The organism is Streptomyces sp. NPDC007189 (assembly GCF_040703635.1).
In the GTDB taxonomy this organism is placed as follows: domain Bacteria; phylum Actinomycetota; class Actinomycetes; order Streptomycetales; family Streptomycetaceae; genus Streptomyces.
This window is the reverse complement of the sequence record NZ_JBEYEY010000007.1, coordinates 58,693-73,112: the sequence shown is the minus strand read 5'-3', so window position 1 is coordinate 73,112 and position 14,420 is coordinate 58,693. Positions and strand designations below refer to the sequence as shown.

Below are 14,420 nucleotides of genomic sequence, written 5' to 3'. Positions count from 1 at the left end.
CCGCAGCAGCGGGCCCGGGTCAGCCGGTGAACGCCTGGCACACCGCGTCGTACTCGCGCGTCCACCACACGGCGAGCGCCGACGCGGCCGGGAACTGGCAGTCCGCGCGCGTGTCGCCCTTTTCGTAGTGCCAGCGCAGCATCCAGAAGTCGTTCAGCCGCTCCCACCACACCCGGTGCACGGCCGCCGCCAGCTCCGAGGGCGTGGCATCGGCCGCACGCCGGTACGCGCGCGCGTAGGCGCGTACCTTCGGCAGATCGAGGGTGCCGGCGGGCCGTACGAAGAAGATCGCGGCGGCGCGTACGGCCTCCTCGGCGCGGGGCTGCACACCGAGCCGGTCCCAGTCGACGATGGCCGCCGGGGTGCCGTCCTTGTAGAGCACGTTGAACGGATGGAAGTCGCCGTGCACCCAGCCCACCGAGCCGCCGGGCGGCGGGCGCCGGTCCGCGTGCTGCTCCAGGAGCGCGCGGCGTTCCAGCAGCCGGTGCCGGGCCAGCTCGTCGAAGGCGTCCGCGGGGCGGTGCCGGCGCACATGGGCGAGCAGGTCGTCGATGAGCGCGTAGGTGTCGGCGGGGTCGGCGCTCTCGACGGGGTGAGGGCTGGTGGCCGGCCGCGTGCGCCCCTTGGGCGGCATCACGCGCTCCAGACAGGCGTGCACGGCGCCCAGGACCGCGCCGAGGCGCGCGCTCTCCCCGCGCGTGAGCTGCCCGCCGTGGCGATGCCTGCCGTCGATCCAGGGGTGCAGCGCGTAGGCGTGGCCGCCGACGACGGCGACCGTGCGGCCCTCGCGGTGCGCGAGCGGTACGGCGACCGGGACGCCGAGGGCGGCCAGGCGCTGGGTGGCGCGGTGCCGGCGCTCGATGGCCGCCGGGTCGGCGGTGTCGGGATCGAAGTGGTGCTTGAGGAAGTAGCGACCGCGGGTGGTGCACAGCCGGTAGCCCCGGTTCAGCAGCCCTTGGTCGACCGGTTCACAGGCGAGGGCCGTACCGGCGGCGTAGAGGCGCAGCAAGGTGCCCAGAGGGGGCGCGTGGGGCACGAGGGGTGGTACACATGAGCGCGGCACGCCGCAGATCGTAGGGCACGAAAAGCGGCTGTGAGCTGGGCGTTGTCACAGGCAGTCGTCGCCGATCGCATTCGGTCACGCCATGGTCCGGGGCGCACGTTCCTCGCGCATTCTGATCATGATTCCCTCTCCGGAGGCGGTGCGTTGTTCGAGAAGTCGCTGACGATTTTCTGCGGCTGCAAAGGGCTCTGTGGTTTTCCGTCCATAGGAGGGCGTGACAAGCCGCTGCCGGCGAGCGGCGCCGGGTCCGTACCGTGCGTCGCAGCGGTCACCCTCATGGCCGTCGCGGGGTAATGCCCTGACATGTCCCGCCTTGTGTGCGCGATGGGTCTCACACACGGCTCTTCCCGTGACCTGGGTCAGCGATATAACGTGCGCTTTGCTCCGGCCTTTCGCAAGGCTGTGACCAGCGCGCTTCCACCCCTCCTCGATTTACTTGGAAATCCAAGCAAAATCGCAGGTCAGGTGGGGTTTCACAGAAATGTGGAGCTGTGGGTAACGTGATGGTTGCAGGGCGCTCGCCGGGGCACCTGTCACGCCTGTTCCCGGCCGAGTGGCACCCACCCCGTGCCCGGTGGTCGAAACAGGTGAGCCGCACTGGCCTACCGGCAACCCCGGGGGCCGGAACGACGGAGGAGCACACGTGACCGTGGACAGCAGTGCCGCGCGCAAGCCGCGACGCAGCGCCGCAGGCAAAGCCGGCACCACCGGCAGCAAGACCGGCACGACCGGTACCAAGTCCGGAGCCACCGGCACCAAGCGCACCCCCCGCGCCACCGCCGCGAAGAGCACCGAGCCCGAGCTCGTACAGCTGCTGACGCCCGAGGGCGAGCGGGTCGAGAACGCCGAGTACGACGCCTACGTCGCCGGCATCACCCCCGAAGACCTGCGCGGCCTGTACCGCGACATGGTGCTCACCCGCCGCTTCGACGCCGAGGCCACCGCCCTGCAGCGCCAGGGCGAGCTGGGCCTGTGGGCCTCCCTGCTGGGCCAGGAGGCCGCCCAGATCGGCTCCGGGCGGGCGCTGCGCGACGACGACTACGTCTTCCCGACCTACCGGGAGCACGGCGTCGCCTGGTGCCGCGGGGTCGACCCGACCAACCTGCTCGGCATGTTCCGCGGCGTGAACAACGGCGGATGGGACCCGAACAGCAACAACTTCCACCTGTACACGATCGTCATCGGCTCCCAGACGCTGCACGCCACCGGCTACGCGATGGGCGTCGCCAAGGACGGCGCGGACAGCGCGGTGATCGCCTACTTCGGCGACGGCGCGAGCAGCCAGGGCGACGTGGCCGAATCGTTCACCTTCTCCGCGGTCTACAACGCCCCCGTGGTGTTCTTCTGCCAGAACAACCAGTGGGCGATCTCCGAGCCGACCGAGAAGCAGAGCCGGGTGCCGCTCTACCAGCGCGCCCAGGGCTTCGGCTTCCCCGGCGTGCGCGTGGACGGCAACGACGTGCTGGCCTGCCTCGCGGTCACCAAGTGGGCGCTGGAGCGCGCCCGCAGCGGCGAGGGCCCCACCCTCATCGAGGCGTACACCTACCGCATGGGCGCCCACACCACCTCCGACGACCCCACCCGCTACCGCGGCGACGACGAGCGCCTCGCCTGGGAGGCGAAGGACCCGCTCCTGCGCCTTCGCCGGTACCTGGAGGCCTCAAACCACGCGGACGAGGGATTCTTCGCGGAACTCGAGACCGAGTCCGAGGCGTTGGGCAAACGAGTGCGCGAAGCGGTCCGCGCCATGCCCGACCCGGACCACTTCGCCATCTTCGAGAACGTGTACGCGGACGGGCACGCGCTCGTCGACGAGGAGCGAGCGCAGTTCGCCGCCTACCAGGCGTCGTTCGCGGACGCAGAAGGGGGTCACTGAGATGGCCGAGAAGATGGCGATGGCCAAGGCCATCAACGAGTCGCTGCGCCGCGCCCTGGAGACCGACCCCAAGGTTCTGATCATGGGCGAGGACGTCGGCAAGCTCGGCGGCGTGTTCCGCGTGACGGACGGCCTGCAGAAGGACTTCGGCGACAGCCGCGTCATCGACACCCCGCTGGCGGAGTCGGGCATCGTGGGCACCGCGATCGGCCTGGCCCTGCGCGGCTACCGCCCGGTGGTGGAGATCCAGTTCGACGGCTTCGTCTTCCCGGCCTACGACCAGATCGTCACCCAGCTCGCGAAGATGCACGCGCGCTCGCTGGGCAAGGTGAAGCTGCCGGTCGTCGTCCGCATCCCCTACGGCGGCGGCATCGGCGCGGTCGAGCACCACTCGGAGTCCCCCGAGGCCCTGTTCGCCCACGTGGCGGGCCTGAAGATCGTCTCGCCGTCGAACGCGTCGGACGCGTACTGGATGATGCAGCAGGCCATCCAGAGCGACGACCCGGTGATCTACTTCGAGCCGAAGCGGCGGTACTGGGACAAGTCCGAGGTGGACGCCGAGGCGATCCCCGCCCCGCTGCACAAGGCGCAGGTCGTCCGCGAGGGCACCGACCTCACCCTGGCGGCGTACGGCCCGATGGTGAAGCTGTGCCAGGAGGTGGCCGACGCGGCCGCCGAGGAGGGCAGGTCCCTGGAGGTCCTGGACCTGCGCTCGGTGTCCCCGCTGGACTTCGACACCGTGCAGGCCTCCGTCGAGAAGACCCGCCGCCTGGTCGTGGTCCACGAGGCCCCGGTGTTCTTCGGCTCCGGCGGGGAGATCGCCGCCCGGATCACCGAGCGCTGCTTCTACCACCTGGAGGCGCCGGTCCTGCGGGTGGGCGGTTACCACGCCCCCTATCCGCCGGCCCGCCTGGAGGAGGAGTACCTGCCGGACCTGGACCGCGTGCTCGACGCCGTCGACCGCTCGCTGGCGTACTGAGGGAGAAGGTCGTGACGACGATGACGGAAGCGTCCGTACGCGAGTTCAAGATGCCGGACGTCGGCGAGGGACTCACCGAGGCCGAGATCCTCAAGTGGTACGTCCAGCCGGGTGACACCGTCACCGACGGCCAGGTGGTGTGCGAGGTGGAGACCGCCAAGGCGGCGGTGGAACTCCCCATCCCCTACGACGGCGTGGTCCGCGCCCTCCACTTCCCCGAGGGCACCACGGTCGACGTGGGCACGCCCATCATCGCGGTGGACGTGGCGGGCGGTACGGCGGCCGAGGCGCCGGCGCAGCAGCCGCAGCCCGCCGCCGAGGAGCCCGAGGCCAAGCCGGAGGGCCGCCAGCCGGTGCTCGTCGGCTACGGCGTGTCGACCTCCGCCACCAAGCGCCGCCCCCGCAAGGGCCCCGAGGTGAGCGTCCCGGTGCCGGCCCAGGCGATCCAGGCCGAGCTGAACGGCCACCCGCCGGTCGCCGAGAAGCCCCGCCCGCTGGCCAAGCCGCCGGTGCGCAAGCTGGCCAAGGACCTCGGCGTCGACCTGGCGACGGTCACCCCGTCCGGCCCGGACGGCATCATCACGCGCGAGGACGTCCACGCGGCGGCGGCACCGCGGCCCGCCGAGCAGACGGCCCCCGCCGCAGCGGCCCCGGCCGCACCGGTGACTGCGGCGCCGGCGGCGTCGTACGACGGCGCGCGCGAGACCCGCATCCCGGTCAAGGGCGTCCGCAAGGCGACGGCGGCGGCGATGGTCGGCTCGGCGTTCACGGCGCCGCACGTCACGGAGTTCGTGACGGTCGACGTGACCCGCACGATGAAGCTGGTCGAGGAGCTGAAGCAGGACAAGGAGATGCAGGGCCTGCGGGTCAACCCGCTGCTGCTGATCGCCAAGGCCCTGCTGGTCGCGATCAAGCGCAACCCGGAGATCAACGCGTCCTGGGACGAGGCCAACCAGGAGATCGTCCAGAAGCACTACGTCAACCTGGGCATCGCGGCGGCCACTCCGCGCGGTCTGATCGTGCCGAACATCAAGGACGCGCACGACAAGACGCTCCCCCAGCTGGCCGCCGCGCTCGGCGACCTGGTCACGACGGCCCGCGAGGGCAAGACGTCCCCCACCGCCATGCAGGGCGGCACGGTGACCATCACCAACGTCGGGGTCTTCGGTGTCGACACCGGCACGCCGATCCTCAACCCCGGTGAGTCGGCGATCCTCGCGGTCGGCGCGATCAAGCTCCAGCCGTGGGTCCACAAGGGCAAGGTCAAGCCGCGCCAGGTCACCACGCTGGCGCTGAGCTTCGACCACCGCCTGGTGGACGGCGAACTGGGCTCGAAGGTGCTGGCGGACGTGGCCGCGATCCTGGAACAGCCGAAGAGACTGATCACCTGGGCGTGACGGCCCCGGGCCGACGGCGTTAGAGACATGAAGGGGACGGCCGCAACTTAGTCTTGCGGCCGCCCCCTTCTGCTCTCCGGGTTGCTCAGGACTCGTTCAACACGTACACCGGCGCCCCGTCCTCGGCTCCGCCGCGGGAGCGGATGCAGGCGTGTTTGCGCAGCAGCCGCAGACATTCGTTGACGCGGTGCACCGACAGGCCCGTACGAGCCGCGAGTGATTCGAGCGGCTCGCGTAGTTCACCCTTCTCCACCAGGATGGGAGCGACGACCACGGCCACGGCCCATACGTCGGCCGTGACGGAGAGGCGCTGCCGCCAGTCGGCCAGAACGGATTCCGTGGTGGGCGCCACGCCGACCTGCCCAGCAGTCATCCGAGGGGCCGGCACCAGCGTGTCGAGCCGGTCCGCGATCCGCTCCATCGCCCGTACCATGGCCTGTTGCACGGCCAGGGTGGCCTTCTGCAGGGCCAGCATCTCCCGCTGCAGAGTCAGGGATTCCCGCTGCAGAACCAGCGTTTCCTCCTGCAGCTCGACCGATTTGCGCTGCCCGTTCGCCAACTCCTCGTCCAGCTGAAGGTTGTGCGCCTCCAGCCGGACGATGGCCTCGGCGACCTGCTCCGGCATGGCGTAGGCGATCGGCGCGCCCGGCTCGAGGGGTTGCACCTCGGCCTCCTCCAGGGTGTAGGAACCCTCCCGCTGCACGGTCTCGATCACTTCGGCGACCCACTGCTTGAAGGGAGCGCAGGCGGGCTTGGTGCAGGCGTTGACGAGGAGGATGAGACCCTGCAGAGAGATGATGTTCAGGTCTCGACGCCATGACCTACCTGCGGGAATGCTGAGACCATAACCTCCAGTTAGGGTCTCGAGACTCTCTCGGTGGTCGGCCGGCACATGGTCGGCGAGCGCCTTTTGGGGGTTGGTGTGCCCAAGCTCCTTGCACACATCCACCGCCGGAAACCAGTGACTCCCGTCCGGCATGGTCAGCCTCCGCACCCGGGCCCCCGTCGCCGCGTACACGAAGTCACTGATGTCGATCGCCTCGTGCCGTTCGGACGAGTCGGGTCGCTTGCTGGGTTCGCTCATGTGAACCACCTCCGCTGCGGAACGTAGAGCGGAGGAAATCGAATATGCCAGCTGCAACCGTGATATTCACGAATGAGAGTGAAAATTGCGGCCAGGCATGGTGGCCGGGGGTGATCACAACTGCCGTAATGTGACGGCATGGTGACGGGGGAGAGGGCCGCCGGGCGGCACGCGAAGCCGCAGGTGGTGGATGGTGTCGGGCGGGCCTCGGTGCTGATGGCGGGTGGGACCGTGGTGTCGCGGGCCAGTGGGCTGGTCCGGCAGGTGCTGCAAGGGGCCGCGCTCGGGACGGGGCTGCTCGCGACCACGTACAACACGGCCAACACCGTGCCGACCAGCCTGTACACCCTGCTGATCGGCGGCGCGCTGAACGCCGTACTGGTTCCGCAGCTGGTACGCGCGCGTGCCTCGCACGCCGATGGCGGCCGGGCGTACGAGCAGCGGCTCGTCACCCTCGTCGTCAGTGTGCTGGCCGTCGGGACCGCGCTCGCCGTGTGGGCGGCGCCGGAGATCGTGAGCCTGTACATACGGGACACGCCCAAGGAGCACGCGGCGTACCGGCTGACGGTCGTCTTCGCGCGGTTCCTGCTTCCGCAGATCTTCTTCTACGGGCTCTTCGCCATCTACGGCCAAGTGCTCAACGCCCGCGAGAGGTTCGGCGCCATGATGTGGACGCCGGTGCTCAACAACGTCGTGCTCGTGGCGATGTTCGGCGTGTATCTCGGGATGATGACCGTGCCCCGCTCCGTCGCCGACGTCACCGACGCCCAGGTGCGCTGGCTCGGTGCCGGGACGACCCTCGGCATCGCCGTACAGGCCCTCGCGCTCATCCCCTTCGCGCGCGCCGCCGGCTTCCGGTTCCGGCCCCGGTTCGACTGGCGCGGCGCCGGACTCGGCTCCGGGATCCACGCGGCCAAGTGGACGCTGCTGTTCGTGCTGACCAACCTGGTCGCCCTCACCGTCGTCACCAACTACGCCAACGCCGCCGACCAGCACCTGCCGAAGGCGGGCGTCGGCTACACGGCGTACAGCTACGCGCAGACCATCTGGATGCTGCCGCAGTCCATCGTCACCGTCTCGCTCGTCACCGCCCTGCTGCCGCGTATGAGCAAGGCTGCCGCGGAGGGGCGGATCGCCGATCTGCGCGCCGACCTGTCCCGGGCGCTGCGGGTCAGCGGGGTCGTGATCGTGCCCGCCGCCTTCCTCTTCACCGTGCTCGGACCGGACATCGCCGTCCTCCTCTTCGCACACGGCGCCGCCGACCCCGCCACGGCCCAGCCCCTGGGTTACATGCTCCAGGCCTTCGGGCTCGGGCTGATCCCCTTCTCCGCGCAGTACCTGCTGCTGCGTGGCTTCTACGCCTTCGAGGACACCCGTACGCCGTTCTTCATGGCCGTGTGGATCGGGGTCGTCAACGTCGCGCTCGCCACCGCCTGCCATCTGCTGCTGCCCGCGCGCTGGGCGGTCACCGGTATGGCCGGCGCCTACACAGTCTCCTACGTCGCCGGGCTCCTCCTCACCGCCCGCCTGCTGGCCCGCCGCACCGGCGGCCGGCTCGACGACGGCACCCTGCGCGGCACTTACCCCAGGCTGCTGGGGGCCGGAGGCGTCGCGGCGGTGGCGGGCTGGGCCGTGGCGCGGGCGTGTGCCGGGGTGGTGGGGCACGGCACGGTGGGGGCGGTGCTGACGACCGTCGCCGGCTCGCTCGCACTCGGGCTCGTCTATGTGGTGGTCGGCAGAGCGTTGGGGATCGGGGAGCTTCGACGGATTCCGGGGTTGCGCTGACCTGGGCTATCCCGCATCCCGGGTACTGACGGACCCTGACGTCGTATCAGGGGCTGGTCGGGGTGGCGTCAGGGGCGTCACGGATGGTGATGGAGTGGCTACGGCGGCACGCTGGTGCCATGACGAAATCCGTTGCCGGCCGCCCCGGTTCCCCTTGGGTACGTCCGAGTTCCTCCTCCGTCCGCCGCGTCGCCGCCGTCGCGGGCGCCGTCGTCCTCGCCGGTACGGCGGCGGTGTGGGCGTCGGGCGCCGCCTATGCCGCGCCGCGCCTCCCGACTGCGGCCGCGGCCGATTTCGGTGACTGTCCGTCCCTGCCCGACGCCGTCGACCCGACGCGATGGAGATGCGAAGTGCACACGGCCGCCCCGCGATTGACCCTCGGCAAGGTCGCGGTGAGCCTCGCCCCGATCACCATGACGCACGCCGAGGGCCCGATGCCGGACGGCAGCAAGGGCCAGGTGTGGGGCGCGATGCACAGCTCCCCCACCGCCATACCGGGGGGCCTGCCCGGCGCCCCGGCGGGGGACCGCGCGGCCGTGCTGGGGCTGGCGATACAGCCGGAGTACGGCGGCCGGTCCGACTTCTACACGGGGCAGCTCAGCCTCCGCTTCCGGCTCACGGGCCCGCTGGTGCCGCACAGTTGCACCATCGGCGCGGACGCACCGGTCGACTTCCAGCTGAAGCGCTCCGGTCCCTCCAGGTGGGTCTCCCAGGACCCTCCGGTGATCGAGTTCTCGGCCTACGACGACAGGTTCACCGTCCCGGCCGCCGAACATTGCGGGCCGCTCACCGGGCCCCTGAACCGACGCCTCGGCCTGCCGGCGACCGAAGGCAACCTGCTGTCCTACGACGCCTCGTACACGTTCAAGACCTACGACCAGCTGCCCCCGCGGGGCGACGACCAGACACAGAAGGGAGGGAACCTTGCGTACTGACGCCGACTGAGATCACCGGACAGGCGGCGGACGAGCCCGCGCATGCAAACGGGCCCGCCGCTTGTGCGGCGAGCCCGTCAGTGCCTCGGGTGTGTCAGCCGAGCTTGGCGAAGCCGTAGTTCATGATCTTCTTCGCGTCCGACTCCCGGTTCGGGATGGAGGTGGAGGCGAGGACGGTGCCGATGACGGTCTTGCCGTTGCGGGTTGCGGCGAAGACCAGGCAGTAGCCGGCCTCCGGGCCGGAGCCCGTCTTCACGCCGATGGTGCCGCTGTAGCTGCTGAGCAGCCCGTTGGTGTTGGTCCACGCGGCCATCGTGCGGGTGCTGCCGGTCTTGGTGATCGTCTTCGCGGTGTACGACTTCGTCTTGACGATCGCGCGGAACGTGGAGTTATTCATCGCACTGCTGGCGATCTTCGTCAGGTCGCGCGGGGTCGAGTAGTTGCTGCCGTTGCCGATGCCGTCGAAGGAGTCGAAGTGGGTGTTCGTGAGCTTGAGGCTCTTGGCGGCGGCGTTCATCTTGCCGATGAAGTTGCTCACGCGCGCGGCGCGGGTGGAGCCGGAGCCGTAGGTGTCGGCGAGCGCGTAAGCGGCGTCGCAGCCGGACGGGAGCATCAGGCCGTACAGCAGCTGGCGGACGGTGACCTTGTCGCCGACGATCAGGTGGGCCTGGGAGGCGTTGTTCTTGACGACGTAGTCGCTGTACGCCTTCTGGATCGTCACCTTCTTGTCGAGGTTGAGGTTCGACTGCGCGAGCACGACCTTGGCGGTCATGATCTTGGTGGTGGACCCGGTGGAGCGGCGGGTGTCCGCCGCCTTGGTGAACAGCGTCGTACCGCTCGCGTTGTTCATCGCGAAGCCGCCCTTGGCGATGATCGAGGGCGTCGTGACGGCCTGAGCGGGAGCTGCGGTGAGGGCGCCGGTCGCGAGCAGCGCGCCGGAGGTGACGGCGACGGCGGCGGCTCTGCGGATGCTGGTGCTGCGGGTGCCCTTAATGCCGGTAATCAAAGTGATGTACCCCGATAGTCGTGAATGCCCCTGGAGTGCGGCCGAGTTGAGGTGGCGAGAGCAAGAGGCCGCATGTGTGAGACACGTAAGTAGCACAGAAGGTTGTGCGGATGCTGCAGGAGATCTTCGTCGCACTGGGCGTCGCCCTCGGCGTCTCGTCCGGATGGTGGACGTCGCTGCTCCATGCGTACGTGTTGTATCTATCCTGTGGCCATGAAGACGGCCGTACAGCAGCCGGCCCGCCGGCACGACAAGCCCCCGCCCGCCGCCGACCGCGTGTACACCCATGTCAAGCAGGGTGTGCTCGACCGTCGCTACGAGGGCGGCACCCTCCTCACCGAGGGGGAGCTGGCCGAGGCCGTCGGGGTCTCCCGCACGCCCGTGCGGGAGGCGCTGCTGCGGCTGGAGGTCGAGGGCCTGATCCGGCTGTATCCGAAGAAGGGCGCCCTGGTCCTGCCGGTCTCCGCGCAGGAGATCGCGGACGTGGTGGAGACCCGTCAGCTGGTGGAGGAGCATGCCGCGCGCAAGGCCGTGCCCGCTCCGCCCGCGCTGCTCGAGCGGCTGGCCGAGCTGCTGGAGCAGCAGAAGGCGCAGGCCGCCGCCGGTGACCTGGCGGGGGCCGCGGTGACCGACCGCTGCTTCCACGCCGAGATCGTGCGCAGCGGCGGCAACGAGATCCTGTCCCGCCTCTACGACCAGCTGCGCGACCGGCAGCTGCGGATGGGGGTCGCCGTCATGCACTCCCACCCCGACCGGATCGCCAAGACGCTCGCCGAGCACGAGGAGATCCTCCGGGCGCTGCGCGCCGGGGACGCGGAGGCGGCCGTCGAGGTCGTGCACCGGCATGTGACCTGGTTCGAGCACCTCGCGCGGGGTGAGGTCCGATGAGCGCTCCGGCACGGAACCTCACCCTTCCGGGTGATCCGCCGGGCGGCCGGCGCGCCGTCACCGTGTGGTGCACGGGCGTCGCCGTCTACTTCGTCGCCGTCATCTTCCGTACGTCACTGGGGGTCGCGGGACTGGACGCGGCGGACCGCTTCCATGTGAACGCCTCCGCCCTGTCGACGTTCTCCATCCTCCAGCTGCTGGTCTACGCCGGCATGCAGATACCTGTCGGCCTGCTCGTCGACCGGCTCGGCACCAAGAGGGTGCTGAGCATCGGGGCGGTGCTGTTCACGGCCGGGCAGCTGGGCTTCGCCTTCTCCCCGTCCTACGGCGCCGCGCTCGCCTCGCGTGCGCTGCTGGGCTGCGGTGACGCGATGACCTTCATCAGCGTGCTGCGGCTCGGCACCCGCTGGTTCCCGGCCCGGCGCGGTCCGCTGGTCGCGCAGCTCGCGGGGCTCGTCGGCATGGCGGGCAATCTGGTCTCCACGCTGGTCATCGCCCGGCTGCTGCACGGCATCGGCTGGACCGCGGCGTTCGCCGGCAGCGCGCTCGCCGGGGTTGTCGTCCTCGTGCTGACGCTGCTGTTCCTCAAGGACCACCCCGAGGGGTACGAGCCCGAGCCCGCCGGGCACCAGGGCGCGGCGTACGTCCGCCGGCAGATCGCGGCGGCCTGGCGGGAGCCGGGGACGCGGCTCGGGTTGTGGGTGCACTTCACCACGCAGTTCCCGGCGATGGTGTTCCTGCTGCTGTGGGGTATGCCGTTCCTGGTGCAGGCGCAGGGGCTCAGCCGGGCCACGGCCGGGGAGCTGCTCACCTTGGTCGTGCTGTCCAACATGGTGATCGGTCTGGTCTACGGCCAGATCATCGCCCGGCACCATGCGGCGCGGCTGCCGCTTGCGCTGGGCACGGTGGGGGCGACGGCGACGCTGTGGGCTGCGACGCTGGCGTATCCCGGGGCGCACGCGCCGATGTGGCTGCTGGTCGTGCTGTGCACGGTGCTGGGTGCGTGCGGGCCGGCGTCGATGATCGGGTTCGACTTCGCCCGGCCGGCGAATCCGCCGGAGCGGCAGGGGACGGCGTCGGGGATCACCAACATGGGTGGTTTCGTCGCCTCGATGACGACGCTGTTCGCGATCGGGGTGTTGCTGGACGCCACGGGGGACGACTACGGCATCGCGTTCTCGGCGGTGTTCGTGCTGCAGGCGCTCGGGGTGTCGCAGATCCTGCGGCTGCGGGGGCGGGCGGCTCGGCGTGAGCGCGAGCGGCTGGTGGCGAGCCGGGTGGAGACGGTGCACGTCCCTGCGGCTTAGCGAGGCGCTTTCGCTTGGCCAGGGTCTCCCGTCCGCGCACCACCCGTTTCCAGTCGCTGGAGCAGCCGTCCAACCTTCCCGGCCCCCCACCGTCGGCGGCTATCCGTCACAACCCGCCGCTCGCCCCTGCGGGGCTCCCCCTACGGCGTCACCGTGAAGTTCGCCAGGATCGCTGCCGTCAGGGCCGGGTCGCCCTCCGTCTTGACCCGGTCGGCGACCGCCTCGGGGGTGACGCGGCCGCAGGCGAGGCGGACGTAGGTCTCCCAGTCGAGGGTGAGGGTGGCGGCGGGGCCGAGGGCCGGGGTGGTTTCCAGGGTGCCCCGGCCCTGGATGTCGACGCGGACGGTGCGCAGGAACTCCACCGGGCCGTGCACGTCGAAGACGATGGCCGAGCTGCGCGGCGCGTCCGCGTCCTTCGCGACGACCTTGGGGAGCGCGTCCAGGAGGACGTCGCGGGTCACGTACGCACCCGGGGAGTCCAGGTTGCCGGGGCGGCCGAGGGCCGTGCGCAGGTCCTGCTCGTGCACCCACACGTCGAAGGCGCGGGCACGGTAGGCCTGTTCCAGCGTGATCTCCTTGCTCAGCGGGCCGCGCACCATGGTGCCGGGGTCACGGGACTCGTTGCGCAGCTGGCGGTTGCGGCGGATGACCGTGTACTCCAGCTCGGCCGTCATCTCCGGCGCCGTGTGGTGGCGGCGGACGTCGACCTGCATCTCCATGTACCGCTGGTGCTCGGTGGTGACGTGGAAGAGGTCGCGGGGCAGGGAGTGGATCGGGCGCGGGTCGCCGAGCATCTCGCAGTCCATGCCGATGACGTGCGACACGATGTCCCGGACCGACCAGCCCGGGCAGGGGGTCCGCCGGTTCCACTCGCCCTCGACGAGCGGCTGCACCATCTCGGATATCGCTTCGATGGAGTGCGTCCAGGCGTCGGCGTAGGGCTGGAGGGTGGGATGCAGACTCACGGAACGGGACCCCTCGGCGGTCGGTACACGGGCAGGTTGTGGCGGCATGAGCAGCAGTCGGCGGCACTCCGGCGGGCGTCTAGGAGGCTAAGTTACGCTGCCCGCAGGCACCCCGGCAGTGCTTTCGTGTGACGATCGTAGGCCCGTGTGGACGACTCGAATGCCAGGACGGTGGTAGTGTGCGCGCCTCGCTGATCCAGATCGCTGTGAACGAGGACGAATCGGTCGACTCCCGGCGGGAGCGGGTGGCCGCACTGGTTCGGGAACAGGCGGGTGCCGACCTCGTCGTCCTGCCCGAGCTGTGGACCACCGGCGCCTTCGCCTACGAGGATTTCGGCCGCGGGGCCGAGCCGCTGGAGGGGCCGACGTACGAGGCGATGGCCAAGGCCGCGAGCGATGCGGGCGTGTGGCTGCACGCGGGGTCGATTCCGGAGCGGGCTGCGTCCGACAGCGGCTCCGCCGCGGGCGAAGGGGCGCTCTACAACACCTCTCTCGTCTTCTCCCCCTCCGGTGAACTGGCGGCCGCCTACCGCAAGATCCATCGCTTCGGTTTCGACAAGGGCGAGGCCGTCCTGATGGGCGCCGGGCGGGACCTGGTCACGGTCCGGCTGCCCGGGACCACGCTCGGCGTGGCCACCTGCTACGACCTCCGTTTCCCCGAACTCTTCCGTGCCCTGGTCGACGCCGGCGCCGAGACCCTGGTGATCCCGGCGGGCTGGCCCGAGCGACGGCGGACGCACTGGACGCTGCTGGCTCAGGCGCGGGCGGTGGAGAACCAGGCGTTCGTGCTCGCGTGTGGAACGGCCGGGACCCACGCGGGAGTTCCCCAGGCGGGTCACTCGATCGTGGTGGATCCGTGGGGCGAGGTGCTGGCCGAGGCGGGGTCGGACGAGGAGGTCCTCACCGTCGACTTCGACCCCGCGAAGGTGGCGGCCACCCGCGAGCAGTTCCCGGCACTGAAGGACCGCGTGCTGGGCTTGGAGCTGCCGCGGCGCTAGCGGGCGACGGGTGGGCCTAGAGTCCCTGCGCTGGGCTTGGAGCTGCCGCGGCGCTAGCGGGCGACGGGCGGCCCTGAATCCTGTGCTGGGCCTGGAGCCCCTGCGTCGCTAGCGGGTGACCGCTTGGCCTGGAGCCT

General features: G+C 70.5%; 12 protein-coding genes. 8 read left to right on the top strand and 4 right to left on the bottom strand.

Annotated features, from left to right (window positions below; all coding sequences use genetic code 11):
- Positions 1–19: 19 nt before the first annotated feature.
- Positions 20–1,036 carry a phosphotransferase gene (locus AB0950_RS16440; RefSeq protein WP_360153084.1) on the bottom strand — a complete coding sequence of 339 codons (1,017 nt, stop codon included), beginning with the start codon at positions 1,034–1,036 and terminating at the stop codon, positions 20–22.
- A gap of 670 nt (positions 1,037–1,706) precedes the next feature.
- Between AB0950_RS16440 and pdhA the strand changes: the two genes are divergently transcribed.
- Genes pdhA through AB0950_RS16425 form a run of 3 tightly spaced genes read left to right on the top strand, consistent with a single transcriptional unit; the run spans position 1,707 to position 5,315 of the window.
- Positions 1,707–2,939, top strand: coding sequence for a pyruvate dehydrogenase (acetyl-transferring) E1 component subunit alpha (pdhA, locus tag AB0950_RS16435; protein ID WP_360153081.1), 1,233 nt, complete (start codon positions 1,707–1,709; stop codon positions 2,937–2,939).
- Position 2,940: 1 nt separating this feature from the next.
- On the top strand, positions 2,941–3,918 hold the full coding sequence (locus AB0950_RS16430) for an alpha-ketoacid dehydrogenase subunit beta (RefSeq protein WP_360571683.1): 978 nt from the start codon (positions 2,941–2,943) through the stop codon (positions 3,916–3,918).
- 11 nt (positions 3,919–3,929) lie between these two features.
- Positions 3,930–5,315, top strand: a complete 1,386-nt coding sequence (locus tag AB0950_RS16425) for a dihydrolipoamide acetyltransferase family protein (protein WP_360571685.1) — start codon at positions 3,930–3,932, stop codon at positions 5,313–5,315.
- 85 nt (positions 5,316–5,400) lie between these two features.
- Here AB0950_RS16425 and AB0950_RS16420 read toward each other — a convergent pair whose 3' ends face one another.
- Positions 5,401–6,399: a Bro-N domain-containing protein gene (locus AB0950_RS16420; protein ID WP_366778761.1), complete on the bottom strand. Its 999-nt coding sequence runs from the start codon at positions 6,397–6,399 to the stop codon at positions 5,401–5,403.
- Positions 6,400–6,615: 216 nt separating this feature from the next.
- Between AB0950_RS16420 and murJ the strand changes: the two genes are divergently transcribed.
- Both murJ and AB0950_RS16410 read left to right on the top strand, forming a co-directional pair.
- A complete protein-coding gene (murJ, locus tag AB0950_RS16415) occupies positions 6,616–8,184 on the top strand; it encodes a murein biosynthesis integral membrane protein MurJ (protein ID WP_366778874.1) in 1,569 nt (522 codons plus the stop codon).
- 119 nt (positions 8,185–8,303) lie between these two features.
- Entirely contained in the window at positions 8,304–9,119 is an 816-nt protein-coding gene (locus tag AB0950_RS16410; protein WP_360571689.1) for a hypothetical protein, read from the top strand.
- Between the two features lie 94 nt (positions 9,120–9,213).
- Here the strand turns inward: AB0950_RS16410 and AB0950_RS16405 are convergent, their stop codons facing one another.
- A complete protein-coding gene (locus AB0950_RS16405) occupies positions 9,214–10,125 on the bottom strand; it encodes a D-alanyl-D-alanine carboxypeptidase (RefSeq protein ID WP_360571691.1) in 912 nt (303 codons plus the stop codon).
- 213 nt (positions 10,126–10,338) lie between these two features.
- On the opposite strand from AB0950_RS16405, the gene AB0950_RS16400 reads away from it, so the two are divergent.
- Together AB0950_RS16400 and AB0950_RS16395 are read left to right on the top strand one after the other, a co-directional pair.
- Positions 10,339–11,013 carry a GntR family transcriptional regulator gene (locus AB0950_RS16400; protein WP_360153063.1) on the top strand — a complete coding sequence of 225 codons (675 nt, stop codon included), beginning with the start codon at positions 10,339–10,341 and terminating at the stop codon, positions 11,011–11,013.
- Positions 11,010–12,320: an MFS transporter gene (locus AB0950_RS16395; protein WP_366778760.1), complete on the top strand. Its 1,311-nt coding sequence runs from the start codon at positions 11,010–11,012 to the stop codon at positions 12,318–12,320. Before AB0950_RS16400 ends, AB0950_RS16395 begins: the two co-directional genes overlap by 4 nt.
- A gap of 140 nt (positions 12,321–12,460) precedes the next feature.
- On the opposite strand, the gene AB0950_RS16390 is transcribed toward AB0950_RS16395, so the two are convergent.
- A complete protein-coding gene (locus AB0950_RS16390; protein ID WP_360153057.1) occupies positions 12,461–13,285 on the bottom strand; it encodes a maleylpyruvate isomerase family mycothiol-dependent enzyme in 825 nt (274 codons plus the stop codon).
- 179 nt (positions 13,286–13,464) lie between these two features.
- Between AB0950_RS16390 and AB0950_RS16385 the strand changes: the two genes are divergently transcribed.
- Positions 13,465–14,283: a carbon-nitrogen family hydrolase gene (locus AB0950_RS16385; RefSeq protein ID WP_360153054.1), complete on the top strand. Its 819-nt coding sequence runs from the start codon at positions 13,465–13,467 to the stop codon at positions 14,281–14,283.
- The last annotated feature ends 137 nt before the right edge of the window (positions 14,284–14,420 follow it).

Coding starts and splice junctions, on each gene's coding strand:
- AB0950_RS16430 (WP_360571683.1), top strand. CDS start 2,941: ATGGCCGAGAAGATGGCGATGGCCAAGGCCATCAACGAGTCGCTGCGC.
- AB0950_RS16420 (WP_366778761.1), bottom strand. CDS start 6,399: ATGAGCGAACCCAGCAAGCGACCCGACTCGTCCGAACGGCACGAGGCG.
- murJ (WP_366778874.1), top strand. CDS start 6,616: ATGGCGGGTGGGACCGTGGTGTCGCGGGCCAGTGGGCTGGTCCGGCAG.
- AB0950_RS16410 (WP_360571689.1), top strand. CDS start 8,304: ATGACGAAATCCGTTGCCGGCCGCCCCGGTTCCCCTTGGGTACGTCCG.
- AB0950_RS16400 (WP_360153063.1), top strand. CDS start 10,339: ATGAAGACGGCCGTACAGCAGCCGGCCCGCCGGCACGACAAGCCCCCG.
- AB0950_RS16395 (WP_366778760.1), top strand. CDS start 11,010: ATGAGCGCTCCGGCACGGAACCTCACCCTTCCGGGTGATCCGCCGGGC.